Source organism: Rheinheimera marina (assembly GCF_042654345.1).
GTDB classification, from domain to species: Bacteria; Pseudomonadota; Gammaproteobacteria; order Enterobacterales; family Alteromonadaceae; genus Pararheinheimera; species Pararheinheimera marina.
In genome coordinates this window covers 429,323-455,055 of the sequence record NZ_JBHSGB010000017.1, presented here as the reverse complement: position 1 = coordinate 455,055, position 25,733 = coordinate 429,323, and the positions used below count along the sequence as shown (strand labels likewise).

At 53.2% G+C, this 25,733-nt stretch carries 24 protein-coding genes and 2 pseudogenes; 14 read left to right on the top strand and 12 right to left on the bottom strand.

The window, feature by feature from the left end; genetic code table 11:
- Positions 1-4 precede the first annotated feature (4 nt).
- From ACFO3I_RS18490 to ACFO3I_RS18475, 4 genes are all read left to right on the top strand, one after another.
- On the top strand, positions 5-3,121 hold the full coding sequence (locus ACFO3I_RS18490; protein WP_377336603.1) for an efflux RND transporter permease subunit: 3,117 nt from the start codon (positions 5-7) through the stop codon (positions 3,119-3,121).
- A 47-nt stretch (positions 3,122-3,168) separates the two neighbouring features.
- On the top strand, positions 3,169-3,522 hold the full coding sequence (locus tag ACFO3I_RS18485; RefSeq protein ID WP_377336600.1) for a copper resistance CopC family protein: 354 nt from the start codon (positions 3,169-3,171) through the stop codon (positions 3,520-3,522).
- A 232-nt stretch (positions 3,523-3,754) separates the two neighbouring features.
- Positions 3,755-4,345, top strand: coding sequence for a recombinase family protein (locus tag ACFO3I_RS18480; protein WP_377336598.1), 591 nt, complete (start codon positions 3,755-3,757; stop codon positions 4,343-4,345).
- A gap of 4 nt (positions 4,346-4,349) precedes the next feature.
- Positions 4,350-4,655, top strand: a complete 306-nt coding sequence (locus ACFO3I_RS18475; RefSeq protein ID WP_377336596.1) for a hypothetical protein — start codon at positions 4,350-4,352, stop codon at positions 4,653-4,655.
- A gap of 35 nt (positions 4,656-4,690) precedes the next feature.
- Here the strand turns inward: ACFO3I_RS18475 and ACFO3I_RS18470 are convergent.
- Together ACFO3I_RS18470 and merR are read right to left on the bottom strand one after the other, a co-directional pair.
- A pseudogene (locus tag ACFO3I_RS18470) lies at positions 4,691-5,518 on the bottom strand (ISL3-like element ISPst2 family transposase); the annotation flags it as partial.
- A 24-nt stretch (positions 5,519-5,542) separates the two neighbouring features.
- Positions 5,543-5,998: an Hg(II)-responsive transcriptional regulator gene (gene merR / locus ACFO3I_RS18465; protein ID WP_008609174.1), complete on the bottom strand. Its 456-nt coding sequence runs from the start codon at positions 5,996-5,998 to the stop codon at positions 5,543-5,545.
- A gap of 71 nt (positions 5,999-6,069) precedes the next feature.
- Between merR and merT the strand changes: the two genes are divergently transcribed.
- The 6 genes and pseudogenes from merT to ACFO3I_RS18435 all read left to right on the top strand — a co-directional run.
- Positions 6,070-6,465 (top strand): mercuric ion transporter MerT, encoded by a 396-nt coding sequence (merT, locus tag ACFO3I_RS18460; protein WP_020833618.1) that lies wholly within the window; start codon positions 6,070-6,072, stop codon positions 6,463-6,465.
- A 13-nt stretch (positions 6,466-6,478) separates the two neighbouring features.
- On the top strand, positions 6,479-6,757 hold the full coding sequence (gene merP / locus ACFO3I_RS18455; RefSeq protein ID WP_008950835.1) for a mercury resistance system periplasmic binding protein MerP: 279 nt from the start codon (positions 6,479-6,481) through the stop codon (positions 6,755-6,757).
- A gap of 186 nt (positions 6,758-6,943) precedes the next feature.
- Positions 6,944-8,653: a mercury(II) reductase gene (gene merA / locus ACFO3I_RS18450; RefSeq protein ID WP_001157002.1), complete on the top strand. Its 1,710-nt coding sequence runs from the start codon at positions 6,944-6,946 to the stop codon at positions 8,651-8,653.
- Between the two features lie 17 nt (positions 8,654-8,670).
- The gene (merD, locus tag ACFO3I_RS18445; protein ID WP_001277463.1) at positions 8,671-9,036 is read left to right on the top strand and encodes a mercury resistance co-regulator MerD; all 366 of its coding nucleotides are present in this window, start codon (positions 8,671-8,673) and stop codon (positions 9,034-9,036) included.
- On the top strand, positions 9,033-9,269 hold the full coding sequence (gene merE, locus ACFO3I_RS18440) for a broad-spectrum mercury transporter MerE (RefSeq protein ID WP_001087807.1): 237 nt from the start codon (positions 9,033-9,035) through the stop codon (positions 9,267-9,269). The genes merD and merE overlap by 4 nt, the downstream gene beginning before the upstream one ends.
- 65 nt (positions 9,270-9,334) lie before the next feature.
- Positions 9,335-9,439 (top strand): annotated as a pseudogene (locus ACFO3I_RS18435) (DUF3330 domain-containing protein); the annotation flags it as partial.
- An 11-nt stretch (positions 9,440-9,450) separates the two neighbouring features.
- On the opposite strand, the gene lspA reads toward ACFO3I_RS18435, so the two are convergent.
- The gene (gene lspA, locus ACFO3I_RS18430) at positions 9,451-9,963 is read right to left on the bottom strand and encodes a signal peptidase II (protein ID WP_004863699.1); all 513 of its coding nucleotides are present in this window, start codon (positions 9,961-9,963) and stop codon (positions 9,451-9,453) included.
- Between the two features lie 3 nt (positions 9,964-9,966).
- The gene (locus ACFO3I_RS18425; RefSeq protein ID WP_004364974.1) at positions 9,967-10,863 is read right to left on the bottom strand and encodes a cation efflux transmembrane domain-containing protein; all 897 of its coding nucleotides are present in this window, start codon (positions 10,861-10,863) and stop codon (positions 9,967-9,969) included.
- Between the two features lie 95 nt (positions 10,864-10,958).
- Here ACFO3I_RS18425 and cadR point away from each other — a divergent pair, with 95 nt between their 5' ends.
- Both cadR and ACFO3I_RS18415 read left to right on the top strand, forming a co-directional pair.
- Entirely contained in the window at positions 10,959-11,366 is a 408-nt protein-coding gene (gene cadR, locus ACFO3I_RS18420; RefSeq protein ID WP_004364961.1) for a Cd(II)/Pb(II)-responsive transcriptional regulator, read from the top strand.
- Between the two features lie 151 nt (positions 11,367-11,517).
- Positions 11,518-12,882 (top strand): DUF2252 family protein, encoded by a 1,365-nt coding sequence (locus tag ACFO3I_RS18415; protein WP_134057851.1) that lies wholly within the window; start codon positions 11,518-11,520, stop codon positions 12,880-12,882.
- A gap of 47 nt (positions 12,883-12,929) precedes the next feature.
- Here the strand turns inward: ACFO3I_RS18415 and ACFO3I_RS18410 are convergent, their stop codons facing one another.
- Together ACFO3I_RS18410 and ACFO3I_RS18405 are read right to left on the bottom strand one after the other, a co-directional pair.
- Complete coding sequence (locus ACFO3I_RS18410) at positions 12,930-14,777, bottom strand: FTR1 family protein (protein WP_377336589.1); 1,848 nt, start codon at positions 14,775-14,777, stop codon at positions 12,930-12,932.
- 162 nt (positions 14,778-14,939) lie between these two features.
- Positions 14,940-17,495, bottom strand: coding sequence for a TonB-dependent receptor plug domain-containing protein (locus ACFO3I_RS18405; RefSeq protein ID WP_377336587.1), 2,556 nt, complete (start codon positions 17,493-17,495; stop codon positions 14,940-14,942).
- Between the two features lie 107 nt (positions 17,496-17,602).
- Between ACFO3I_RS18405 and ACFO3I_RS18400 the strand changes: the two genes are divergently transcribed.
- Together ACFO3I_RS18400 and cueR are read left to right on the top strand one after the other, a co-directional pair.
- Complete coding sequence (locus ACFO3I_RS18400) at positions 17,603-19,774, top strand: heavy metal translocating P-type ATPase (protein ID WP_215398799.1); 2,172 nt, start codon at positions 17,603-17,605, stop codon at positions 19,772-19,774.
- Positions 19,775-19,787: 13 nt separating this feature from the next.
- Positions 19,788-20,192 carry a Cu(I)-responsive transcriptional regulator gene (gene cueR, locus ACFO3I_RS18395; RefSeq protein WP_377336584.1) on the top strand — a complete coding sequence of 135 codons (405 nt, stop codon included), beginning with the start codon at positions 19,788-19,790 and terminating at the stop codon, positions 20,190-20,192.
- 66 nt (positions 20,193-20,258) lie between these two features.
- Here the strand turns inward: cueR and ACFO3I_RS18390 are convergent, their stop codons facing one another.
- From ACFO3I_RS18390 to ACFO3I_RS18365, 6 genes are read right to left on the bottom strand one after another with little or no spacing between them, the layout of a single operon-like run.
- Entirely contained in the window at positions 20,259-20,774 is a 516-nt protein-coding gene (locus ACFO3I_RS18390; RefSeq protein ID WP_215398801.1) for a DUF411 domain-containing protein, read from the bottom strand.
- Positions 20,775-20,794: 20 nt separating this feature from the next.
- The gene (locus tag ACFO3I_RS18385) at positions 20,795-21,283 is read right to left on the bottom strand and encodes a YybH family protein (RefSeq protein WP_377336582.1); all 489 of its coding nucleotides are present in this window, start codon (positions 21,281-21,283) and stop codon (positions 20,795-20,797) included.
- 35 nt (positions 21,284-21,318) lie between these two features.
- Positions 21,319-22,209 carry a CopD family protein gene (locus ACFO3I_RS18380; protein ID WP_377336580.1) on the bottom strand — a complete coding sequence of 297 codons (891 nt, stop codon included), beginning with the start codon at positions 22,207-22,209 and terminating at the stop codon, positions 21,319-21,321.
- A 17-nt stretch (positions 22,210-22,226) separates the two neighbouring features.
- Positions 22,227-22,622: a copper resistance CopC family protein gene (locus ACFO3I_RS18375; RefSeq protein ID WP_377336578.1), complete on the bottom strand. Its 396-nt coding sequence runs from the start codon at positions 22,620-22,622 to the stop codon at positions 22,227-22,229.
- Between the two features lie 33 nt (positions 22,623-22,655).
- Positions 22,656-23,831, bottom strand: coding sequence for a copper resistance protein B (locus ACFO3I_RS18370; RefSeq protein WP_377336576.1), 1,176 nt, complete (start codon positions 23,829-23,831; stop codon positions 22,656-22,658).
- Positions 23,828-25,639: a copper resistance system multicopper oxidase gene (locus ACFO3I_RS18365; RefSeq protein WP_377336574.1), complete on the bottom strand. Its 1,812-nt coding sequence runs from the start codon at positions 25,637-25,639 to the stop codon at positions 23,828-23,830. Before ACFO3I_RS18365 ends, ACFO3I_RS18370 begins: the two co-directional genes overlap by 4 nt.
- Between the last annotated feature and the right edge of the window lie 94 nt (positions 25,640-25,733).

Sequence of the window (25,733 nt, the reverse complement as noted above, 5' to 3'; positions counted from 1 at the left end):
AGCCATGATCCAGAATATATTGCGACTATCGCTCAGTCGCCCGTGGATGATGATGGTCTTCGGACTGCTGATCCTCGGCGTGGGCGTCTGGCAGACATTACGACTGCCGGTTGATGCGGTTCCCGACATTACCAATGTGCAGATCCAAATCAATACGGCTGCGCCTGGTTATTCCCCGCTTGAATCTGAGCAGCGCATCACCTATCCGGTCGAAACCGCGATGGCGGGTCTGCCACAGCTGGAGTACACCCGCTCATTATCCCGCTATGGTTTGTCTCAGGTGACCGTCGTCTTTGAAGAAGGCACCGATATTTATTGGGCCAGACAGCAAGTGGCAGAGCGGTTACAGATGGCCCGTCAGGATATTCCACCAGGCATTGAGCCGGAAATGGGGCCTATTGTCTCGGGGCTTGGCGAGATTTTTTCCTATACCGTCAAAGCCACCGGCGAGGCACTGAACGCAGATGGCAAGCCTTATACCGCTGAAGATCTGCGGACCATTCAGGATTGGGTGATCAAACCCCAGTTGCTGAAAGTCAAAGGCGTGACGGAAATCAATACCATTGGTGGTTTTGTCCGCGAATATCAGGTTGCCCCTGATCTGGTCAAATTGCTGGCGTTTAAGCTGACGCTGGATGATCTTGCCGATGCCTTAGAGCGCAACAATGCCAATATCGGTGCAGGCTACATTGAACGCAATGGGGAACAATGGTTGATCCGCTCACCAGGTCAGCTGAAGTCAATTACCGAGATTGAAGAGCTGGTCGTGACAAAACGCGATGATGCCCCGGTCCGGGTCAAAGACGTCGCGCAGGTGGCTATCGGCAAACAGCTTCGCACCGGCGCAGCGACGCAGGACGGACAGGAAGTGGTCCTTGGCACGGTGATGATGTTGCTTGGCCAAAACAGCCGAACCGTGTCACAGGATGTTGCCCTGAAGCTTGCAGATATTAATCAGCGGTTACCCAAAGGCGTGCAAACGGAAATCAGCTACAACCGGGAAGTGTTGGTTGATAAAACCGTCGACACAGTAAAGCGCAATTTGTTTGAGGGCGCGGTGCTGGTGATTGTCGTGCTGTTTTTATTTTTGGGTAACATCCGCGCCGCCATTATCACGGCACTGGTGATCCCCCTGAGTATGTTGTTTGCCATTTCCGGGATGGCAGCCAATAAAATGAGCGGCAATCTGATGAGCCTTGGTGCGATTGACTTTGGCCTGATTGTCGATGGGGCGGTGATCGTGGTTGAAAACTGCCTGCGCCGCTTAGGCATGGCCCAGCATCATCACGGTCGGTTGCTGACGCTGTCGGAACGGCTGGAGATTGTCTATCACGCCACAAAAGAGGTGATCACGCCTGCAATGTTTGGGGTTTTTATCATCATGCTGGTGTACCTGCCGATCTTTGCGCTCAGTGGTGTCGAAGGCAAAATGTTCGAGCCAATGGCTTTCACCGTGATTGCAGCATTATTGGGTGCCATGATCCTGGCGCTGACCTTTGTGCCAGCGGCCATCGGGTTGTTTGTCAGTGGTCCTATCTCTGAGAAAGAAAACCGCCTGATGGTTGCCGTGCGTCGCACGTACCATCCGATGCTGAAATTTGCATTGGGTCAGCCGTTGCTTGTTGCCATTACAGCCCTGCTACTGGTCGGTGGCTCTGTGTGGCAGGCCTCCAGAATGGGCAGTGAGTTTTTACCTCAGCTCGATGAAGGGGATATTGCGATGCATGCCATGCGTATTCCCGGCACCGGCCTCGCGCAATCCGTTCAGATGCAATTGGCGCTGGAAGCAAAAATTGCACAGGTGCCTGAAGTGGAACGGGTCTTCTCAAAAATTGGCACTCCGGAGATAGCAACCGACCCGATGCCACCGAATGTCGCAGATACCTTCATCATGCTCAAAGAGCGCAGCCAGTGGCCAGAGCCTTCGGATACGAAAGCAGATGTAGAGCGGCGTATTAGGGCTATCGTGGAAAAAGTCCCCGGCAACAATTACGAGTTCACGCAGCCGATCGAGATGCGCTTTAACGAGTTGATTGCGGGTGTCAGAGCGGATGTAGCTATTCGGATTTACGGTGATGATCTGGATGCACTGAATGCCGTCGGCGCGAAAGTAGCTGCTGTGTTGGCTGACGTGCCGGGAGCTGTGGATACCCGGATGGAGCAAGCCGACGGGCTACCAATGATTTCGATTGAGCCGGAGCGCGACCACCTGGCATTGGTGGGGATGGATGTCGCGATGATGCAGCAGGTGATCCAAACTGCCATTGGCGGTCGGGAACTGGGCTTGATGTATGAAGGCGACAGGCGCTTTAAGTTATTGATGCGCTTACCGGAGTCACTGCGGGAAGATCCATCGGCACTGGCGCAAATCCCCGTGGCCTTGCCGGTCGATGATTCAGCAGAGCTGCGTTATGTACCACTCGGTGAAATTGCCCGCATCAATGAAATTGTGGGTCCCAACCAAATCAACCGGGAAAGTGGCAAACGTAATGTGGTGGTCACCGCCAACGTTGATGGCCGGGATATCAGCAGTTTTATCCAGGATGTGCAAAAGGTGATGGCCGATGTTGCCCTGCCTGATGGCTATTGGGTGGATTATGGCGGCACCTTCAAGCAACTGCAGTCTGCATCGGAACGACTATCCATTGTTGTGCCGTTGACGCTGCTGTTGATATTCGCCTTGCTCTATAGCGCGTTAAATTCCTGGCGGGATTCATTGGTGGTGTTCAGTGGTGTGCCACTGGCACTGACCGGTGGTGTTTTTGCCTTAGTGCTGCGTGACATGCCGATGTCTATTTCTGCGGCTGTTGGCTTTATTGCGCTATCAGGGATCGCTGTGCTGAACGGCATCGTGCTGGTGAGCTTTGTTAAGCAATTGCAGGAAGAAGGTCAGCGATGGCGTCAGGCGATTGAAAATGGCGCTTTATCCCGTTTAAGACCGGTACTGATGACGGCGTTGGTGGCAAGTCTTGGTTTTGTGCCCATGGCATTTAACACCGGGACCGGCGCGGAAATTCAGCGGCCACTGGCAACAGTGGTGATTGGCGGCATTATTTCGTCAACCTTGCTAACCCTGGTGGTATTGCCCGCGTTGTGCCGGCTTATCCGGTCAAACAAATAACCTAATGAACGCAGCGAAAGCTGCGTTTTATCCTCAAAGGAGGATGTATGCGTCTTATCAAACTGCTGTTGATAGTTACCATGGCTTTAGTGTTGTGGCCAAACATAGCCGAAGCGCACCCCATCACCCGGAAAGTCTCTCCTGCTGATGGCGAAGTGTTTCCAACATGCCCAGATACGTTCTATGTCCGATTCACTCAAAAGCATAAACTCAAGCAGTTCATGCTCTTTGATGCGAAAGGGACACCGATTGACGTAGGGTTTCAGCCAAGGAGCACTACAAACTGGGAACATCGCGTTCAGCTGCCTTGTTTACCGGCAGGTCAATATACGATCAGTTATATGGTAAAGGGACGAGATTTACACGAGATAACCAATAAAATTAGCTTCACTGTAAAATGACGTAGCCTGAGAACCCTCGATACTTCATTCTGAATCGAGGGTTCCACTGCTGAAACTCCTTAAAGTTAGCTCACACACAAGTCCAATCAAACGAACGTATTTATGAACCAACCCAAGCCCCGCGCAACTCTGACCAAAATACGGCAGAATCCGTTCAGTTAACTGGTTGATGAAATCAGCGTTCAGAACCATACTCTTTCACTTAATTAAATGAACGATTCAGGGTTATTTGATGATTTTTGGGTACTGCCGGATCAGCACCAAAGGACAAAGTTTTGACCTGCAGGAAGACGCACTTAAAAACGCCGGTTGTGAACGTGTTTTTAGAGATGTGGCCTCCGGCGCAAAAACTAAAAGACCTGGTCTTGATGATTTGCTTGGCCAGCTCAGAGCTGGCGACATCATTGTTGTATACAAGCTGGACCGACTCGGGCGGTCGTTACAGCATTTGGTGCATCTGATGAACCAACTGACTGAACGGCAGATTGGTCTTCGCAGTCTGAACGACCCAGTTGACACCACCACGCCACAAGGCCGCCTTATCACGAATGTGTTTGCTTCGATTGCAGAATTTGAACGGGATTTAATCAGGGAGCGCACGAAAGCAGGCCTGGCTTCGGCTCGGGCTCGTGGTCGCAATGGCGGGCGACCACCTGGACTTAGCAAGGAAGCACAAAATGTGGCCATTGCGGCTGAAGCTCTATATAAGCAAGGCAGCCTCAGCGCACAACAAATTGCAGCACAGCTCAGTATTTCCAAGACCACTCTTTATAAGTACTTGCGACTTCAGGGCGTTGGTATTGGCAGCGTTGGTCTCAGGTGATGCCATGAACTCAGCGAAGCGTGGTATTGCACAGGAGGTTTTGATTGATCTCTACCATCGATTGGAAGGCTTACCGCCGCGCTGTGCCCAGCGACGTGACATCATTACACAGGCCACCGCTCTCTACGGCATTTCAGAAAGTTCCTTGTACCGACACTTACGCAATTTGTACCAGCCAAAATCCATCCGCCGCAGTGATGCGGGTAAACCCAGAGTCATTCCCCAGGCTGAACTGGAACAGTACTGTGAAATCATTGCAGCGCTGAAAATTCGCACGATGAATAAAAGGGTATACGGATTTAATGGTTGATGGGGCACCTTCACCCCATCAATCTGATACCACCCTCAGATGGTTGATAGATCGACTCCGTAGTTGAGTTCCTCTGCGAAGTCCGGCAGTCCGTAACCGATGGTTTTCTTGTAGAAAGGATAGACCTTCGCAGTCGGTGCCTTCTTCTTGTGCTTCGTGGTGTAGAGCATTCGTGCCCGCATCACCTCGAAGGAGTAACCGCGCCCTTCACGGTTCTTGTCCTTGGCCAGTCGGTTGATGGACTCCGTGTAAGCGTTGGTGACGGGCATGTCCGTCTCGAAGTAGGTCATGGTCTCTTCGCGCCAGTTTCCCACTGCCCTGACCAGATCGCTCCAGACTTCCTTTTGGCCCTTCGGGATGGTGGCTATCCACTCGTCCAGGGCGGCTTCTGCCTGGAGCCGTGTGGTGGCGTCCCAGATGCCGTAGAAGCGCTCCTTGTGCTCGTAGGCGGCCAGCAGTTGCGGGAACGCGCCTGTCCAGGTCTCCATGATGAGGCGCTCCCGGTCTGAGACTTCGTGAGCGCGTTTCAGCAGGATTTTCCGGTCTCCCTTGAGAGTCCGGCTCTGGGACGGTTTCAGCTCCTTTCTGAGGCCCTTGCGCACTCTCTCTAGGGCATCGTTGGCCATGCGCACCACATGGAACTTATCGACCACGATACGGGCCTGGGGCAGCACAGCCTTGACCGCTGCCCGGTAGGGGTTCCACATGTCCATGCTGACGATCTCGACCTTCTGCCGGTCTTTCAGCTTCATCAGGTAGTTGGTCACCACGTCCTGGCGGCGGGTGGCCAGCAGGTCGAGCAGGGTTCGCTCCTCAATGTTGGTCAGAATGCAGCGGTAGCGCTTGTTCAGGTAGGGGTCGTCTCAGAATTCGGAAAATAAAGCACGCTAAGGCGTAGTCACCCCGTGACTCCCCCGCGCCGATGCAGCGAGCTTCGTTCCGTCTTGCAGTGACACAATCAGCGGGCAGGAAACGTTCCCTTTCCGCGCATGGCAGGCGCACACCAGTTCAGACAGCACGGCCTCCATGCGTGCCAAGTCGGCCATCTTCTCGCGCACATCCTTGAGCTTGTGCTCGGCCAGGCCGCTGGCTTCCTCGCAATGGGTGCCATCCTCCAGCCGCAGTAGCTCGGCGATTTCGTCCAGGCTAAAGCCCAGCCGCTGGGCCGATTTCACGAACCGCACTCGTGTTACATCCGCCTCGCCATAGCGGCGAATGCTGCCATAGGGCTTGTCTGGCTCCGGCAGCAGGCCCTTGCGCTGGTAGAACCGGATGGTCTCCACATTGACCCCGGCCGCCTTGGCAAAAACGCCAATGGTCAGATTCTCAAAATTAATTTGCATATCGCTTGACTCCGTACATAACTACGGAAGTAAGCTTAAGCTATCCAAACCAAATTTGAAAGGACAAGCGTATGTCTGAACCACAAAAGTCTGAACCACAAAAGTCTGAACCACAAAAGTCTGAACCACAAAACGGGCGCGGCGCGCTCTTCGCCGGTGGGCTGGCCGCCATTCTTGCGTCGGCCTGCTGCCTGGGGCCGCTGGTTTTGATCGCCTTGGGATTCAGCGGCGCTTGGATGAGTAACTTGGCGGCATTGGAACCTTACCGCCCCATCTTTCTCGGTGCGGCATTGATAGCAATGTTCTTTGCCTACCGCCGCATCTTCCGGACTACGCAAGCATGCGAGCCTGGCGATGTATGCGCTGCCCCACAAGCCAAGACGTCGTACAAAGTCATCTTTTGGATTGTGGCTGCGCTAGTTGTCGTTGCACTAACGTTCCCGTATGTAATGCCCCTGTTCTACTAATTGAGGAAAAATCATGAAAAAACTGCTTACCGCTCTTGCCCTTGCCGCTACCTTCGCTGTCCCTGCCTGGGCCGCCACGCAGACGGTCACGTTGTCCGTTCCCGGAATGTCCTGCGCGACTTGCCCGATCACCGTCAAAATGGCGATTTCCAGGATTGAAGGCGTTGATAAAGTTGACGTTACCTTCGAACCACGCGAAGCGGTTGTCACCTTCGATGATACCAAGACCAGTGTGCATGAGTTGATCAAGGCGACGACGGACGTGGGCTACCCTTCTGAACTGAAGAAATAAGGCATCAAATGACGGCGGCGTCGCCAGAGCCAGATAGAGATGTTGTTCTGGCGATTCTACTGTCAGTCATTCCGTGCACAACCTGTAAATGACGTACGGAGCCTGTTCGCTGATGCGAAAAACTGATCCAGTTACCGAGGCGTTGTACGAGTCGGCTTGGGCATAACGGATGAAAGAGAGAGCAAAATGCAAGAATTAAACGAAGTTGGTCTGAGCGTGGCGGGCATGACTTGCCCAAGTTGCACAAAGCACGTTGAGGACGCGCTGCTGGCGGTTCCCGGCGTGATACGAGCGTCTGTCGATTATCCGGCGAACAGGGCGCAGGTCACGGGCAATAGGCTTGACGTATCGGCACTCGTGACGGCAGTGGGGGCACTTGGTTATCGTGCTAAGCCTGCAGACGAAGTGGAAAGCAAAAGGCGCAGTGCTGAACGGCCAGGACTTCTTGGCAGAGCCGCCCAGTGGCTGAGCGGTGACCGCGCGGTGGAGGAGCTGGCCGGTCAGTTACATGTGGCGGTTATCGGTAGCGGCGGAGCCGCTGTGGCGGCTGCGCTCAAAGCGGCGGAAAACGGTGCCCGGGTCACGCTGATCGAGCGCGGGACTATCGGCGGCACCTGCGTCAACGTGGGTTGCGTTCCCTCCAAGATCATGATTCGGGCAGCCCATATCGCTCATCTGCGCCGTGAAAGTCCTTTTGACGTGGGGCTCACTGCGACGCCGCCTGTTGTCTCGCGTGACCGTTTGCTTGTCCAGCAACAGGCGCGCGTGGACGAGCTGCGAATTGCCAAATATGAAAGCATCCTCGAAAGCAATCCGTCAATCAATCTGGTACGAGGCAGCGCCCGTTTCAAGGATGGCCACACGCTTATCGTGGAAGCTGCAGAAGGGGACTGGCACGAAGTGGCGTTTGACCGCTGTCTCATTGCTACCGGCGCGAGCGCAGCCATTCCGCCGTTGCCTGGTCTTGCAGAAACCCCCTATTGGACTTCCACCGAAGCGCTGGTTAGCGAGACCATTCCGAAACGGCTCGCAGTAATCGGTGCCTCAGTAGTAGCGCTGGAACTGGCGCAGGCGTTTGCACGGCTGGGCAGCGAAGTCACGATCCTGGCGCGGCGCACGTTGTTTGCGAGCGAGGACCCTGCCATTGGCGAGGCCGTTACAGCCGCGTTCCGTGCCGAAGGGATCAAGGTATTGGAACACACGCAAGCCAGCCAGGTCGCGCATGTTGACGGCGAATTCGTGCTGACCACCGGGTACGGTGAAATACGCGCCGACCAGCTGCTGGTCGCCACTGGCAGGGCACCGAACACGCGCAGCCTGGCATTGGAAGCGGCGGGAGTCGCTGCCAATGCGCAGGGGGCCATCGTCATCGACAAGGGCATGCGCACCAGTACGCCACACATTTATGCGGCTGGCGACTGCACCGACCAGCCTCAGTTCGTCTATGTGGCGGCAGCGGCCGGCACCCGTGCTGCGATCAACATGACTGGCGGCGATGCGGCCCTGGACCTGACCGCAATGCCGGCCGTGGTGTTCACCGACCCGCAGGTCGCCACCGTGGGCTACAGCGAGGCGGAAGCACATCACGACGGGATCGAGACCGACAGTCGCACCTTGACCTTGGACAACGTGCCGCGTGCGCTTGCCAACTTCGACACACGCGGCTTCATCAAGCTGGTCATCGAGGAAGGTAGCGGACGGCTCATCGGCGTGCAAGCGGTGGCCCCGGAAGCGGGTGAACTGATCCAGACGGCGGTGCTCGCCATTCGCAACCGTATGACCGTGCAGGAACTGGCCGACCAATTGTTCCCCTACCTGACCATGGTCGAAGGGCTGAAGCTCGCGGCGCAGACCTTCAGCAAGGACGTGAAGCAGCTTTCGTGCTGCGCCGGATGAGGAAAAGGAGGTGTTCAATGAGCGCCTACACAGTGTCCCGGCTGGCCCTTGATGCCGGGGTGAGCGTGCATATCGTGCGCGACTACCTGCTGCGCGGATTGCTACGGCCGGTCGCGTGCACCACGGGCGGCTACGGCTTGTTCGATGACACCGCGTTGCAACGGCTGCGCTTTGTACGGGCTGCCTTCGAAGCGGGTATCGGCCTGGACGCACTGGCGCGGCTGTGCCGGGCGCTGGATGCTGCGGACGGTGACGGTGCGTCTGCGCAGCTTGCCGTGTTGCGGCAACTCGTCGAGCGTCGGCGCGAGGCCCTGGCCAGCCTCGAAATGCAACTGGCCGCCATGCCAACCGAACCGGCACAGCACGCGGAGAGTCTGCCATGAACAGCCCAGAGCACTTGCCGTCTGAGACGCACAAACCGATCACCGGCTACTTGTGGGGCGCGCTGGCCGTGCTCACCTGTCCCTGCCATTTGCCGATTCTCGCCATTGTGCTAGCCGGCACGACGGCCGGCGCGTTCATCGGGGAGCACTGGGGTATTGCAGCCCTCACGCTGACCGGCTTGTTTGTCCTGTCTGTGACGCGGCTGCTGCGGGCCTTCAAGGGAAGATCATGACCGCTTCCCAGCCAGCCGAGAGTGGGCAGCTTTGAGCTTCGCTACCAATCTGGAGGAGTACCACCATGAACGCAAACGCCCCGAACACTGCCAGTTGCACCACCTGCTGCGTATGCTGCAAAGAAATTCCGCTCGATGCCGCCTTCACCCCGGAAGGCGCGGAATTGTATAGGCGTAGGTGTCAGTCAGATCCATCCGGCTCGGCATTGGTGTTTGCTTTTTTACCCAACAAGCTGCTGGAAACGAAAAGTAAGGCACCGAGGACAATTGCAATATCAGCCAGGTTGAAGGCCGGCCAATGCCAGTCTCGCCAATAGAAATCAAAGGAATCCACAACATAGCCGCGAAAGACCCGGTCAATCAGGTTGCCCATGGCGCCACCGAGGATAAGACTGTAAGCGATGGCTTCTCCTTTATGACGATTTTCAAGGATCAGCTTGATCAGAAAAATCGAGACCACTACCGCGATTCCGATAAAAAAGTAGCGCTGCCAGCCTCCACCATTCGCAAAAAGACTGAATGCGGCACCGGTGTTCCATAGGTGCACCCAGTTAAAGAACGGGGTCACCGAAACATACTCGCCATAGGCCATTGATTGCTGCACCAGCCACTTTACAGCCTGATCAGACGCTGCCAGCAGGCCCGATATGGACAATAGGGCATACGGCGAGAGCTTTTTGCCAATAATGAGCATTATTTAACCCTTCAACGCCAAAATGCGTCTGGCACCGTTAAGTACAATGCCCCCCGCGATGGTGCCGATAATCAGATCCGGATAATTGGAACCGGTCCACGCGACCAGGGCGCCGGCGGTGATGACCCCCAGGTTGATCACCACGTCGTTGGCCGAGAATATCCAGCTTGCCTTCATGTGCGCCCCGCCTTCCCGATGTTTGGATATGAGCAGCAGACAACTGGTATTGGCAATCAATGCGACGAATGCGATAGCCATCATCACCAGCGATTCAGGCTCACTACCGAATACAAAGCGTCTCACCACCTCTACGAGCACGCCCACAGCCAAGATCAGTTGCAGTACACCAGCAAGATGCGCGGCACGTACCTGCATTTTCACGCTATGTCCAACCGCATAAAGGGCAAGCCCGTACACCGCCGCATCGGCAAAATTGTCCAGGGATTCTCCAATCAGGCCGGTGGACCGGGCGATCAGACCGGCAGTCATTTCCACCACGAACAGAAGTGCATTGATGCCGAGCAACCAGCGCAGGGTCCCGGATTCTTGCTTAGCAGAAGCTGCCGAAAACTCGGCGGCCTTGATGGTCTCCGGATTTGCAGCGACGGTTTCCTGAAGCGAGGCGCCTAGCCCCAAGGTCTTCAGTTTCGAGGTGACGGGCTCGACCTCGCCGTCATGCACGACCTTCAGCCGGCGGTTCGACAAGTCGAAGGACAGCGCCCGAATCTCCTCAAAGCCGTTCAGGGCTAGGCGAATCATTCGTTCTTCTGATGGACAGTCCATCTTCGGCACGGCATAAACACTGACCCATCTCCCTGGCGCCTCGGAGGAGGCCTGTATATCGGTATCCGCTGCGGACGTTGCATCACCGCCACAGGCGCCACCACAGGATTTGCTCATGATACGACTCCACTTGAACAATGTTGTGGTACCATTTAAAACTATAAAGCTACTATAAGGTCAATAGAGTAAAGAATCCGTTGGGGAGGAGGCTGATGCGCATTGGTCAGTTGGCGCAGTTGGTAGGGGTCGAAACACAGACGATCCGCTTCTATGAACAGCAGGGCTTGTTGCCGCCGCCTGATCGGCAGGACAACGGTTACCGTGTCTATACCGAGAAGCATGGTGAGGGGCTGGCCTTCATCCGTCGCTGCAGAATCCTGGGCCTGTCACTGGCTGAGATTCACGAACTACAGAGCTATCAGGACGACCCTCATCAGCCTTGTACCGCCGTCAACGCCTTGCTCGATGATCACATCTCTCATGTGCGGTCGCAGATAACCGCTCTGCAAGCGCTTGAGAAACAACTCGTTTCACTGAGAGCGAGTTGCAACGATGACCGGGAAGTTGAGGCGTGTGGGGTTCTTGCTGGAATTAGCGAAGGAAACATGCACCAGCAGTAGGTGAAGCATCAACCAGATAATCCGATGAGATGCCGGTCTGTCTCACTCTCATGCAAAGGTAAGATCAACCATTTAATCCGCTTACCCCACTTGTTTTTGTGCCGACTAGCGTACTATCAATAAATAGATGCAAGAATTTATTGAGGATGTTATGCAATCAGAGTCACGTATTCAGCAATTACAACAGGAATTCAAACGCACAGATTCAGTTACACCTGGCGTAGATCCTGCCCTGACCAAACATCAGAAAATGGCATTAAACCCCTTCCGCTTTTTACGCGGCAGTTCCGGGCTGTTTTATGCGGATATCAAAAATTCAGTACTGAAGTTGCCTGAGCTATTAACGACGAAAATCCCGCTGACCACAGTAGTAGGGGATTGTCATTTATCCAACTTCGGTTTTTTTACCGAAGAAGGCTCGTCCGGGGACAGAGTGATTTTTGCCCCCAACGATTTTGATGATGCCTGTGTTGGTCATGCGGTTTGGGATTGGAGCCGTTATGCGGTGAGTATTTTATTAGCGGCTGAGTACTGCCAGGGTTTAAAGCAGCAACGTTATGCCAATGACAACAAGCTGGAGCTGGATACTCTGCAGGTGGTGTCTGCCAAAGATGCTGTGCAAGCAGTGCGCGCCTTTTTGCTGGCCTATACAGCTCAATGTCAGGCTATTTTGGAAGAGCCAGAATTAAGGTATTCAGTACTGGACGATTTTTCGAAAAATCATGTACTTAAACCTGTGTTAAAAAAAGCAATTAAACGCTCAGCCAAAGGTGAAGACTTTTTACGTAAAAGTACCTTAGCCAAAAGTGTTGACCTGTCGGCCCGGCCTCTTTGCTTTAAACAGGACTCTGCGAAATTCATCCGCTTACCATCCGAGCTCTACAACGAGGTGGAGTCTGGCTTCCGGCCTTATGTCAGCGACGATATTTTGGATATAGTGACCCGCCAGGGTGCTGGCACTGGCTCGTTGAATATGCAGCGCTATTATTTGTTGGTTGGGCCAAAACATATCCATTCAGAACAAGACTTAGCGCTGTGCCATGTGGTCGAGGCCAAACAACAACGTGACGCTGCACCTTTGTACTTCTTCCCTGATTTAAGTCCGGTCAACCGTTTAAATGCGGCCCATTTAACGGTGGATTGTCAGAGATTAATGCAACGCCGGCCAGATCTGGTGTTGGATGAACATTACTGGAATGGTGCTCATTATTTGGTGCGTTCGCTGCATCACGCCAATGTGGATGTCGATCCGGAAGATGTCTGTTTTGCTGAAAAAGCGCCAGGCGAAGAACTGGCCGAGTATGCCGAGGCCTGTGGACGAACTTTGGCCTTAGCACACAGCAGAGGCGACAGACGCTCATTCCGCTTTGAACAAGCCGTAGTGAACTATCTGCCTAAAGTGATGGATGAACTGGTACAGGCTTGTGTGGACTACGCAGAACAACAAAAAATGGATTGTGAGCTGCTGGGGCAATTGGTGGGTCAGAGCTCTGACCCACAGATCGAAACTGCCTAAAGCTTTGGAAACTGCAGGGGTCAGAGTCAAGACTCTGACCCCTGAGTTTAGCCTTTGCGGCTGCGAACCAGATAGACCAGAGCTATCAGCACTAAAACTGACTGTAAAATTACACCCTGAGTATTAGGGTAGAAACCTAACCAGCTAATAGTAGGCAGGTTCAACTGACTAACTGATAAAGTACCAGCCTCCTGCAATGCAGCAATACCTTTGCCCGCCATGACGATGGCCAGAACCAGCATCAGCAAAGCAGTGCTGCCAAAGAAGGTTTTCAGTGGTAACTTCAGCGCGAACTTAAACACTGCCAGACCTAAAATAGCCAGCAGCACTAAAGCTGAAGCTATACCAGCGATAAAGCTTTGCTGTGCCTGTTCTCCGCCCTGCAACCACAAGGCCTGATAAAACAGAATAGTTTCAAAGGCTTCACGGTAAACCGCTAAAAATACCACCAAACCTAAACCAAAATAAGCACCGCCTGATACGGCATTTTGTACTTTATGCTGGATAAAGTTACTCCACTCTTTGGCGCTGGTTTTGCTGTGCATCCAGAATCCCATGTAGAACAAAATAGCAGCTGCGATCAGTGCGGTATAACCCTCGGTCAGTTCACGGGATGCACCTGAGATATCAATCACAAAGCTGGAAATAAACCAGGTCACAACACCTAATGCCAAAGCCCCCACCCAGCCAATATGCACAGTGTGGCGCAATGCGGGTTTATCGGTTTTTACCGCGACGCTGTAAATAGCAGCTACCACCAATAACGCTTCTAAACCTTCACGTAATAAAATCAGCAGCGCAGCCAAAAATACACTCATGCCACTCAATTGTGTTTCTGATAACTCAGCCTGAGCTTGTTTTAACAGGCTTTGAATTTCGGCAATACGAGGTGCCACAACATCTTTTTGCGCCGGGTCTTTCAGGAGTTGGCGCAGGCCCATCATGGCGTGTTCAATCTGGTCACGCAGCTCAACATTGACTGTCCCCAATGGGTTTTCTACCAGTTCAAAACCATCCAGATAAGCAGACACCGCTTGATCATAAGCAGCTTGTGGATTTTGGCTGTATAAATCAGCAGAGAGTTGTAATTTCAGCTGTGCTATCACTAGCGGATCTTTACTTTGAGCCTGGAAAAAACGCTCTGGCTGGCTTCTGAACAGGCTCATCAGCTCTGCGCCAAAGTCAGGGTAGAGTTTGATCACATCCTTTGGAGTCGCGGTAAGTAAATCTTTTACTGCACCGCTTTCAATCATGGCCTCTGGTACTTTACTGGTATCTAAACCTTTTCCCGCGATATGACCGACATAAAACGCCAGATCCCAGCGGCTTTGTTCATCCAGATGAGCGAAGGATGCCATGCCGGTGTCCGTTACACCTAAAGTAATGGTATTAAACAAACCATAAGCACTGCGGGCCTGATAACGTTCTACTTCATGAAAGTTAGTCGGGGCAGGGTCCATCTGAGCGCCAGCTGCGCCATCACCCATAGCTGTTGCGCCATGACAAGCGGCACAGTTGGTGGCAAACAAGGCTTCACCGCGTTTTAAATCCGGGCTTTGTTTAGGCAAAGGAATGGAGGGCATGGCAGCAATGACGCTTTGACGCATCAGGGCAGTTAAGGCCTGAATATCTTTTTCTGCTGCTTTATCAGCAATGAGTTGTTTTAACTGAGCAGATTGTTGCTGCAATGCTTGTGGGGCTGTGGCAACTTCTTCTGCTATTAAGGATGAGAACTCCTGCATTTCACCGTATTCAGCGGAGCTTACAATCTTGCCATCGACCACTGCCGCGCTGTAGTCAGCACCAATATATTCAATGTATTGGATCAGTTTGTCCGAAGCGAATGCTGGAAAAGCCAACAAGGCTATCCAGACCAAAACTACACGAAATGCCATAATTCACCTATATTTATCGCTTTAACAAGAATTATTCTCATTATACGGAAGCTGAAGGATGAAACCTAGTCTTCTGTTTTTTCTGTAAAACTTTGCGATAAATACCAAAAAAAGGGGCTCTGAGAAGACTCAGGCCCCAACTTCATTCAGGTAGAAGAAAGCTTAGAATTTTACTGAATAACGTAAGGTCCAGTTGCGACCTAACCAGTCGTGGACTGAGCTGGCGTAGCCGTTAGTAGGTGAGGATGCGTAAGGCGGTTCTTTGTCCGTCAGGTTACGGACACTGAGCAATACAGCCTGATTTGCCGTAATGTCATATCCGACACTGGCGTTGTACGTCAGCCACGAGTCCACTGTCTCGTTATCAAACTTAAAGTCGCCATCGCCTAAGGAGCTGATGTAATGTGCGCCTAAGCTGGCATTCCAGTTCTCTAAACGCCATTCAGTACCGGCATCGGCAACGAATTCAGGGCGGGCAATTTCTGCAGCTCCACTGAGTTTACCCAATAAATCTTCAGCTGGGCTGTCCTGCGTGACCTGGCGCTCGTACGATAAAGTACGGGTACCGGCCAGATTGAATTTGAATTCACCGGCATTACTGGTCGTCAGCTTATAGTTCAGTTTAAAGTCAACACCATCGGTTTCCTGACTACCGACGTTAAAGAAGCCGGTGCGCAGGAAGACTAAATCATTGCCGCCATCTATCACACAACCAAACTCACCATTTAAATCAGCTTCGTCGCTGACCACTGGTGCTGTGCCTGCGACACAAGCACCTAAGGTGGTATTCGCATCCACATCGACTATATCTTCGTGACTGTATTTCCAGTAGTCGATAGTAAACTGTAAGTCTTCTGTCAGATTCCACGACGCGCCAATATTGATGGCTTCTGAACTCTCGGCGTCCAGATTTTTATTACCTAAGGTTTCCTGATCCAATTCCAGCTCGCCCGCTGTGCCACCAAAGTCGCCGCAAAGTGCGTTAAATGGTTGGTCAGCACCACAGTCGATGTAGTTGGCTGTTAATGAAGTACCAGCACCCAGTTGTGATAGCGAAGGGGCGCGGAAACCAGTACTCCAGGAGCTACGTAAAATCAGGTCATCAGTCAGGCGGTAACGCAAAGATAATTTAGGATTGATGTCGCCGCCAAAATCGCTGTAGTGGTCATAACGCAGCGCGGCAATGGCATCGAGTTTTTCGGTCAGCGGAATATTAAGCTCATTGTAAAACGCATACTGAGTCCGATCTGCTGCGGCGTCACTGGCTCCCAGTGCAAAAATACCGCCACTTTGGGCCACTTCTGCTGGATTATCTGAGATCTCCTCGCCTCGGAATTCACCGCCAAATACAGCGCTGATCTCTGCAAATAAAGTACCAGAGAAATTAAAGTCGACAGAGTAGACGTCAGATTCACCGAGCCGAGGCGCGATTTCACGTAAACCAGCAATGACTGAGTCTGAATTATCGCGGCCTAAATTAAATGGATTAAAGCTGCCATCTGCCAGCGCATCGGCCACTTTATCTATACCCATATACCCTGAAACATGGGTAATTTCGTTATCCGTTTTGCCATAGGTGGCTGCAGTTTCCCATGACCACTCGCCTAACTCGCCACGTAAACCTGCTAATAAACGGTAGCTTTGACTATCGTAGTCCTGAATACGGCGCTCAGGAAAACGTGAGCGAATACGGATTTGATTGACCTCCCCATCTTCGGCATCCAGATCTCTGGCCCATTGCGGCACAAAGCTGGCATCACCATCAACCCGCACATCAAAAGCTGCGGCAGAATCGTACGCTGAGCCTGTATTTTGTTGCAGCATAGCCTCTGCAAAGAACTCCCGTTCATTCCCTAAACGATAAATATGGTTGATGGTTGCACCAACAGCTTTGCTGTCTGGCTGAATAGCCCGTTCGCTGACATAGTCATAACTGCAGCGTGTTCCGCCATTACTGGTTGCTGTGCCACACCAGGGCTCCGCGTAATCACTACCGTCTATACTCACGCGGGTCGAGGAGGTGAACGTAACATCGATAGGACGGTCGGTATTAAACAAAGCGTTTTTGTCAAAGTAGTCGATCACTACCGTGGTATTGCTGTTGTCTGTACTAAAGCCACCCGTGTAGGTCAGATTGTACTTGCTGAAGTCTCCGCTTGCCGTATCGTCACCGTAGAAGGCGCTAAGTTCGTGACCCTCGTAGTCTTTGCGCAGGATGAAGTTAATCACGCCGGCTATGGCGTCTGAACCATAGACAGAGGATGCACCGTCCGTCAGAATTTCAACACGCTCCAATGCAGACATCGGAATGGCATTGACGTTCACAAAAGAACCAAAGCCGTAGGTAAACGAATCCACTGCTACCCGGCGGCCATTGACCAGCACCAAAGTAGAACTTGAACCTAAACCGCGTAAGCTCACGCCGGCTGCCCCTGCGGGTGTGCCGTCATTGCCGGCTACGCCACCGTTTTCTGTAAAAGTACCGGCACTGGAGGCCTGTGGCAGGTCCCGTAAAAAAGCACTGACGCTGTCATAGCCTTTTTTCGCTAAATCGTCCCGGCTGAAAATTTGCAGCGGGTTTGCGCCTTCCATATCCACGCCTTTGAGGCGTGAGCCTGTAACTTCAATTTTTTCTATTGTCGCTTCGTCTTGCTCTGTTGCTTGCGCCTGTTGCGCATAAACCTGTTGTGAACCAAACAAGGCAAACAGTGTGGCCATACCTACTTTACTGAGCTTCATTTTTTTGAAAGTTGTTTGACCTTGCCATAATGGTAAGGTTTAGCCTTGTTATGCCTGATAACATTTCTCAACCCGGAGTTACGGATATGGCAGCAACAATACAACTTGCGGTAAAGGGTATGACCTGTGCGTCTTGCGCCGGCCGGGTGGAAAAAAGCCTGTTAAAGGTGTCTGGTGTGCTAAGCGCTTCAGTAAACCTGGCTACAGAGCAGGTAAGCCTGACCCTGTTACCCGCCACAGAAGACCGCGCCCTGAAACAGGCCGTTGCCGATGCCGGGTATGAGCTGATCCTCAGCCAGGCTTCGCCTGAGGCTCAAAATTCCCCTGCTCAACCACGACGTTTTTATCAGCGTGACAGCTGGCCAGTGATCGGTGCTGCCTTACTCACCCTGCCGTTAGTATTGCCGATGGTGGGCATGCTGTTCGGTGCCGACTGGATGTTGCCTGCCTTGTGGCAATGGCTGTTAGCAACACCGGTACAATTTTACTTTGGCGCGCGCTTTTACAAAGCCGGCTGGCATGCACTGAAAGCGGGCACCGGCAATATGGACCTGCTGGTATCAATGGGTACCAGTGCCGCTTATGGCTTATCGCTCTATCTGTGGTACAGCTTTGATGGGCATCATGGCGCACCACACCTGTACTTTGAAAGTGGCGCGGCAGTATTAACCCTGGTACTGCTGGGTAAGTTACTGGAGAAACGCGCCAAGCGGCGTACGACCGATGCGCTGCAAGCACTGGAAAACTTAAAACCGACATCAGCAAGGGTCTGGCGCAATAATAGCTGGCACAGTATTGCAGCGGCTGAGCTGCTCAAAGGTGATCGCATTCAGGTGCTGCCAGGAGAACGGATACCGGCCGACGGCATAGTGACAGAGGGCAGCAGCCACGTGGATGAGGCACTAATCAGCGGCGAAAGTGTGCCGCTGCATAAAACCTCTGGCGATAAAGTGACGGGCGGCTCGGTTAATCTCGATGGTCGGCTGGAGTTCGAGGCCAGCGCCTTAGGTGCAGAATCCACCTTGTCAAAAATTATCCGCCTGGTAGAGCAGGCTCAGGGCGCGAAAGCACCAGTGCAAGCCCTGGTGGATAAGATAAGCAGTATCTTTGTACCGGTAGTATTACTGGTCGCCTTAGCCACCGTGCTGATTTGGGGTCTGGCGTTTGCCGATTGGCAGCAAGGTATTCTTAATGCAGTAGCGGTATTGGTTATAGCCTGTCCCTGTGCTTTGGGTCTGGCCACTCCGGCGGCCATTATGGCCGGTACCGGCACAGCGGCGCGCCAGGGTATTTTGGTGAAAGATGCTGTCGCGCTGGAGCAGGCGACAAAAATTGATTATGTGGTGTTTGATAAAACCGGCACCCTCACCGAGGGTAAACCCGTATTAACGCAGCTGAATGCGCTTAACAACGAAACTGAGTTGGCCGCACTGGCCTATGCGTTATCACAGTACAGCGAACACCCACTGGCCAAAGCAATTGTTAGCTATGCTATCAACCACAATGTCGATTTATTGGCAGTATCGGATTTTGCTGTAGTGGCCGGAAAAGGCGTGAAAGCTAACGTCAAAGGCCGTGCGGTAATGCTGGGCTCAGGTAGCTGGATGAGAGAGATGGGGCTGACATTACCGCAAGACCTTATCGCAGTGCCGGGCGCCTCGGTATCCTGGCTGGCAGAGAAAACTGCTCAGGGCACGACATTACTCGGTTTGCTGTGTTTTGCCGATAAAGCCAAAGCCCAGGCAAAAAATGCGGTACATAAATTACAAGCTGCCGGTATTCAGGTTGCCATGTTAACGGGTGATTCAGCGGCCAGCGCCGAGTATGTTGCCAAAGAGCTGGGGCTGGATAACTTTAACGCCGAAGTGCTGCCGCAGGGTAAAGCACAAGCCGTAGCGGCCTATCAGCAGCAAGGCTATAAAGTAGCGATGGTGGGCGATGGCATTAATGATGCCCCTGCTTTGGCTCAAGCTGATTTAGGTATCGCGATGGCAACAGGTACCGATGTTGCGGTCAGTGCGTCTGCATTTACGCTGATGCGTGGCGACCCGGAACTGGTTGCGACAGCACTGCTGCTCGCCAGTGCAACCTACCGTAATATTCAGCAAAATCTGTTCTGGGCCTTTGCCTTCAATACTATCGGTATACCGCTGGCGGCGCTGGGCTTTTTAAACCCGGTGATTGCCGGCGCAGCGATGGCCTGTAGCAGTGTGCTGGTGGTAACCAATGCCCTGCGTTTGCAACGCATGTCTTTTTAACAAGGAGCAGCAAATGGCGACCTTACTGACCATTGGTGATGCGGCAAAAGAGAGTGGCTTAAGCGTCAAAATGATCCGGCACTATGAGCAATCCGGTTTGCTGAGAAAATCACCACGCACTGATGCCGGTTACCGGCTTTACAACAGTGAGCAAATTAACCAGCTACGGTTTATTCGTCAGGCACGCAACCTGGGGTTTTCGTTACACGATATCCAGTCGCTGCTGGCATTATGGCAAGACCCACAGCGTGAAAGCCGGGTGGTAAAACAGCTGGCTCAGCAACACCTGGATGAAATTGCCGGCAAAATTGCCGAGCTGCAGCATATGCAGCAGGTGCTGACGGCGCTGGCCGACAGCTGCCGGGGCGATGGCAGCCCACATTGCCATATCTTGCAGCAACTGGCGAAACCCGGCTGACATTATCGTGCTTCAATAAAAAAACACCACTTTAAAAGTGGTGTTTTTTTAAGCGCCTATTATTGGCTACTGCATCGAAGCATCGCTGATGTGGGCGTAGACGCTGGCGCTGCCATCTTTGTTTAGCAGCAGAATGTCGTACGGCATAAAGCGGTCTTCGACCTCCATGCCCGGTGAGCCGAGCGGCATCGCCGGTACACTCAGGCCAATCGCATCCGGATGCGACTCAGCGAGGAATTGCCGGATGTATTTAGCAGGGATATGGCCTTCAAAAGCATAGCCCTGCTCCGATACGGCGGTGTGACAGGAATAATACTGTGGTGAGATACCGTAGCGGGCTTTAATGCCACTTAAATCATCATAATTTTTCGTGTGTGCAACCACTCCCTGCTGTTCAAGGTGCAATACCCACTTTTTACAGCAACCGCAGCTTGGCGTTTTGTATACCGTGAGGGTTAGTGCTGCCGCATTGCCAGCACTGTCGGACAAAGCTGTAGTTTCCGGTTTAGCCGGGCCGGCGTCTTTACAACCAGCCAATAGCGCAGTGGCTGCCAGCATTGCCGCTATCAGAGTTAACTTCATAGTGCTCTCCCGCTGTTGCCTTAGTGCGACCAGTGCACATGCACGATCTTCCAACCGTCGCCGTTATCTACCAGCACCAGCGTTTCTTTACTGACCACGTCAACCGGCTTGTCTTTATAGTCGCCTGTCAGCTGAGTGCGGCTTACCGAATAAGCCACATTGCCCAGCACCTTGGTCTTATGCTCTAACGTTTCAGATTGCACTGCCGCCATAAACTTCATATCGGCCAGCATATGATGGCTGGCATACTCATCAGCCGAGCGCTCAACACCGTTGCCTTCGACAATCAGCACGTCATCGGCCAGCATGGCGCGAGCAGCAGCGGCATCGCCAGATCGTAACGCCTGATGAAATGCTTTTACCGCTTGCGCTGGCGCTGTATTTTCGCCGACAAACAAGGCAGGGGGGTTAGGCTTTTCATTGCCATGTGCCAGCGCACCAGCGGATGACAACAACGCCATGCCTAAGGTGATAACAGCTAAGGTTTGGATTTTTTTGCTTAATATCATAGGTATCCTGTTGTCATTATTTGGATAAAGCTGACTTATCTTGCTAAGCCAACTACAGTGGTAAAGCTGCTGCAGGTTACCAGTACCAATAACGCCAACAGCATTTCGATAAAAATAGATCTTGCCAGCAACCGGCTGTTCTGATGCTGCGCCAACGCTTTCACCAGATTAAATTTATGCCAGGCTGCCAGCAGTAACATGGCCGCGACCAACATCAGCTTTAACAGCATTAAACGACCATAGTCGGTTACAAACAGCGCTGCAGGCGAATCGAGTAGCTGCAGTAAGATCAGCACGCCACAGCTGATAAGCACTAACACCACAATTACCGCTACGCGGCCAAACTGCTGCATCAGTGCCAGTAACCTATCCGGGGCTAAGCGGTAACAGCTTTGCCACAGCGGCAGCAACGAACCTACCCAGGCCGAAATGGCCAGTACATGCAATGTCAGTAATAGCTGCCATGTCCATGTCAAACTGGCCACGTGGCCGGTTTGACTAAAGCTGGCAGCCAGCAATAAGGCGGCGATACTCACCAGCGCAATGCTACCCGCTTTACCACTGTGGCTAAAGCGCCAGGCCCAAAGCGACAGCGTCGCAAACCCGCATAACAGTAATAGCAGCTGGGTGCGCATTGCCGATTGCCAAACCATCTGCAGCATCAGCCTGTCGGCCATGCCAGCTACGCCTGTTTCGGCCAGCGCACCAGCCTGCAGCGGCAGATACAGTAACGCCAGCACCATACCTGCGGCCGACCACCCCAGTACAAGGCGTTTTAACCACAGCCGAAAGGCAAGGCTATCAGACGGTGGCTGAGCCAGCGCCGGCAACTGCAGCAAAAACGCCGCACCAATACTGCCGCTAACCGCTAAATAACTCAGCAGCTTGTGGGCGAATAAGGCTAATACCCAGGTATCGCTAAACATCGCCAATCTCCAGCCATCTAGTGCTGATGCGCGTGCGCGCTATCAGCTTTCACCCCGGCGTCAGCGCCGGCGTGGAGCATAAAACTGAAATCACCTTTCATTTTATGAACGTCTTCGCCCAAACCTACCCAGTTAACCTGATAACTACCGATCTCCAGCACTGGCAACGGCCAGCTAAACTGCGTGGCGACAGCGGTGGGCGTAAAGCCAAAATCGACAGTGTTACCGTTATCGTGCAACAGCGTGACTTTCGTCAGCCGGATCGGGCCACTAAAGCTGATACTGAGTACATCCGGTGCCTTCATTAGCATGGCGTTATCCGCCGGCACCGAGCCGCTTTGTTTAACATGCGCCAGCACAGGCCCGGCAAACGCCAAACAGAGCAGAGTAAGCAGCGGGATTAATTTTTTCATGTTGATCACCTTATTTATTAAAACCCTGATCTATTAAAACCAGAAACGCACACCGGCAACCCAGGATGTTTCTGCTGTCGATGCATCCTGCAGGCGGGCAAAATCTGCCGTGTTACCATATTTGTTATGCCACTCTACCCCGACATAGGGTGCGAACTGGCGGGAGAATTCATAGCGCAGCCGAAGCCCTGCCCCCAGTGAAGACAGGCCTTTACCCAGCTGATTGACCTCATCGTCTTTGCCATAGGCTGTCAGCTCCGCCCGGGCCTGCAGGATCAGGCGCTGCGTTAACAGCAGCTCATATTCCGCTTCGGCACTTAACGCGGTGCGACCACCAGTGCCCAGATAAGCCGTGACATCAACTTCAAACCAGTACGGCGCCAAACCCTGCACACCCAATGCTAACCACTGCCGGTTGGTGCCATCGGCAACCTGATCCAGGCGCAGCCCAAGCTGACCATCCCAATAGGCTGCTATCGCGTGGCTCCATAACAGCTCGGTGCTGCTCTCTTCCAGCTTGCCGTCACTGACTTCAGCTTCGGTTTTCAGCACCAACCGATCATAGGTCGTACCATACCAGGCTTGCAGCTCCAGTTCGCCAGCTTCACTGTCGGCATTGTATTCCAGCCGATCGCCCAGCACGGACCACTGTGGATGTTCAACGCCGTGCTTTAAAAGGCGTGAATCGGCCATGCCATAGGGCCCGTCAGTCAGGGTGTAGCCGTTGGAGTAGGCATGTGGATCGCGGGCATTAGCCGGCGCCTTACCGCCTTGCACCTGCATATCGGCATGGTTCATCGTGCTGTGATCCATACTGCTGTGATCCACGGCCAGCTCAGCATGGGTCATTTCACTATGGTTCATCTCGGTATGATCCATTTTGCTATGGTCCACTTCGCTGTGGTCCATCTGGCTATGGTCTACGGCCTGCTCAGCGTGGCCCATTTTACTGTGGTCCATGCCGCTATGATCCATCTGACTGTGATCCATGTCACTAGGGTTCGTCTGGCTATGGTCAACCGCCTGCTCAGCGTGGTTCATCTTGCTATGATCCATTTTGCCGTGGTCCATTTTGCTGTGGTCCATGCCACTGTGCGTTGGTACCGGCGGTTTCTCAGTGGCGTTCTGCGCTGCCACGCCAGGGCTGAGCGCCACAGTACAAGCCAGCGCCAGCAGCGACAAGGTTAGCGTTACGTTGGCTGTTTTCATGACACCACCACTTCTCTGAACATACCCGCATCCATATGGAACAATAAATGACAATGCCAGGCCCAGCGCCCGACATCATGCGGCGTGGTTAAAAAGCTGATGCGCTGCGCCGGTTGCACCGGAATGGTATGGCGGCGTACCTGTACGGCACCGTTGTCACTTTCCAGATCACTCCACATACCGTGCAAATGCATCGGGTGGGTCATCATGGTGTCGTTTTGCAAGATCACCCGGATACGCTGATTGTGCTTCATATGCACCGGTGTGCTTTTACTGAACTCTAAGCCATCGAATGACCAGGTGTAGCGCTCCATATTGCCGGTCAGATGCAGCTCAATTTCCGCCTCCGGGCCGCCCGGCTCAATAATACCGTCCAGCGAATGTAAATCGGCCAGGGTCAGCGCGCGCCGCCCGGTATTGCGCAAACCAATGCCCGGATCGTCCAGGTTGGTTCTTGGCATATCCACCCGCATATCCACCGACGGGCCATACTCGGTGCTGGCATGACGCACAGTTGAACTGGCTTTGGCATAAGGCACCGCCGGGCCATGCTGACTGTGATCGATAGCCATAGCACCATGCTGGCTATGATCTTCCGCGCCATTGCCGTGCGCCATCGCGCTGTGGCCGTGGCTGTGGCTGTCGCTTGCGCCATGGTTCATATTACCCATCATGTCAGCCATCGTCAGCCACTCCACCGGATCCAGTGCCGGCACCGGGGCGTGCAAGCCCTCGGCCACGGCCAGGGTACCGCGGGCATAGCCACTGCGGTCCATACTCTGGGCGAAAATGGTGTATGCATCCGCTTGTGGCGACACGATAACATCATAGGTTTCGCCCGGGCCAAAGCGGAATTCATCCACCGTCACCGGGTGCACATTCTGGCCGTCAGCCTGCACCACGGTCATTTTCAGCTCGGGAATACGCACATCAAAAAAGCTGTTGCTGGAGCCATTGATAAACCGCAGCCGCACGCGCTCACCGCGCTTAAATAAACCGCGCCAGTTGGCCAGCGGTGTGCTGCCATTCATTAAGAAGGTAAAGACAGCGGCTGACAAATCCGCTAAATCGGTTGGATTCATGCGCATTTGCTGCCACATCTGCCGTTTTGCCAGCGCCGCGTCCAGCCCTCTGTCAGTGATATCGCGCAGCATGTCCTGCACTGTTGGCTGATTAAAATTGTACAAATCACTTTGCACTTTTAATTTGCGAAACACCGTATGTGGATCTTCATCGGTCCAGTCTGACAGCTGCACCACATATTCGCGATCGGCGGCAATTACATCCTGCGCTTTGGGTTCAATGATCAGCGCGCCATACATGCCGGTCATTTCCTGAAAGCCACTGTGCGAGTGATACCAGTACGTGCCGCTTTGCTTTAACGTAAAACGATAGACAAAGGTTTCGCCGGGCATAATGCCTCTGAAGCTCATGCCGGGTACGCCGTCCATCTGGTACGGCAGAATGATACCGTGCCAGTGAATTGAACTGGGCACAGATAAGGTATTGGTTACCCGTATGGTCACGTCATCGCCTTCTCGCAACCGTAACGTCGGTGCCGGAATCGAGCCGTTGATGGTGGTGGCTTTACGGACCATGCCGGTAAAATTCACCAGCGCTTCGCCGATGGTTAAATCAATCACGTTACCGCTGAGCTCAGTGGCATAGCCGGTAAAGGCATTATCTTTAAAGGCGCTACCCGCCCTGACGATATGCGGAAAAGTGGCCAGCACGCCGCCCACCGCCAGCCCCTGCACAAACCGGCGCCGTGAAACCGATACCGGCATCATGGTGTTAGTCTTTATCATCTGCAACCTCCAATACTCTCTATATGCGTAGCATTGTAGAGGACGAAACTGTCAGCAGCATGACCTGAACATGACAAAGTTGTAATCTTGCTGT

Coding starts and splice junctions, on each gene's coding strand:
- ACFO3I_RS18405 (WP_377336587.1), bottom strand. CDS start 17,495: ATGGCCACACTGTTTGCCTTGTTTGGTTCACAACAGGTTTATGCGCAA.
- merR (WP_008609174.1), bottom strand. CDS start 5,998: ATGCAAATTAATTTTGAGAATCTGACCATTGGCGTTTTTGCCAAGGCG.
- ACFO3I_RS18480 (WP_377336598.1), top strand. CDS start 3,755: ATGATTTTTGGGTACTGCCGGATCAGCACCAAAGGACAAAGTTTTGAC.
- cueR (WP_377336584.1), top strand. CDS start 19,788: ATGGCGACCTTACTGACCATTGGTGATGCGGCAAAAGAGAGTGGCTTA.
- merA (WP_001157002.1), top strand. CDS start 6,944: ATGCAAGAATTAAACGAAGTTGGTCTGAGCGTGGCGGGCATGACTTGC.
- ACFO3I_RS18365 (WP_377336574.1), bottom strand. CDS start 25,639: ATGATAAAGACTAACACCATGATGCCGGTATCGGTTTCACGGCGCCGG.
- ACFO3I_RS18390 (WP_215398801.1), bottom strand. CDS start 20,774: ATGAAGTTAACTCTGATAGCGGCAATGCTGGCAGCCACTGCGCTATTG.
- ACFO3I_RS18490 (WP_377336603.1), top strand. CDS start 5: ATGATCCAGAATATATTGCGACTATCGCTCAGTCGCCCGTGGATGATG.
- ACFO3I_RS18475 (WP_377336596.1), top strand. CDS start 4,350: ATGAACTCAGCGAAGCGTGGTATTGCACAGGAGGTTTTGATTGATCTC.
- ACFO3I_RS18400 (WP_215398799.1), top strand. CDS start 17,603: ATGGCAGCAACAATACAACTTGCGGTAAAGGGTATGACCTGTGCGTCT.
- merP (WP_008950835.1), top strand. CDS start 6,479: ATGAAAAAACTGCTTACCGCTCTTGCCCTTGCCGCTACCTTCGCTGTC.
- lspA (WP_004863699.1), bottom strand. CDS start 9,963: ATGCTCATTATTGGCAAAAAGCTCTCGCCGTATGCCCTATTGTCCATA.
- ACFO3I_RS18375 (WP_377336578.1), bottom strand. CDS start 22,622: ATGAAAAAATTAATCCCGCTGCTTACTCTGCTCTGTTTGGCGTTTGCC.
- cadR (WP_004364961.1), top strand. CDS start 10,959: ATGCGCATTGGTCAGTTGGCGCAGTTGGTAGGGGTCGAAACACAGACG.
- ACFO3I_RS18410 (WP_377336589.1), bottom strand. CDS start 14,777: ATGGCATTTCGTGTAGTTTTGGTCTGGATAGCCTTGTTGGCTTTTCCA.
- merT (WP_020833618.1), top strand. CDS start 6,070: ATGTCTGAACCACAAAAGTCTGAACCACAAAAGTCTGAACCACAAAAG.
- ACFO3I_RS18485 (WP_377336600.1), top strand. CDS start 3,169: ATGCGTCTTATCAAACTGCTGTTGATAGTTACCATGGCTTTAGTGTTG.
- ACFO3I_RS18425 (WP_004364974.1), bottom strand. CDS start 10,863: ATGAGCAAATCCTGTGGTGGCGCCTGTGGCGGTGATGCAACGTCCGCA.
- merE (WP_001087807.1), top strand. CDS start 9,033: ATGAACAGCCCAGAGCACTTGCCGTCTGAGACGCACAAACCGATCACC.
- ACFO3I_RS18415 (WP_134057851.1), top strand. CDS start 11,518: ATGCAATCAGAGTCACGTATTCAGCAATTACAACAGGAATTCAAACGC.
- ACFO3I_RS18380 (WP_377336580.1), bottom strand. CDS start 22,209: ATGTTTAGCGATACCTGGGTATTAGCCTTATTCGCCCACAAGCTGCTG.
- ACFO3I_RS18385 (WP_377336582.1), bottom strand. CDS start 21,283: ATGATATTAAGCAAAAAAATCCAAACCTTAGCTGTTATCACCTTAGGC.
- merD (WP_001277463.1), top strand. CDS start 8,671: ATGAGCGCCTACACAGTGTCCCGGCTGGCCCTTGATGCCGGGGTGAGC.
- ACFO3I_RS18370 (WP_377336576.1), bottom strand. CDS start 23,831: ATGAAAACAGCCAACGTAACGCTAACCTTGTCGCTGCTGGCGCTGGCT.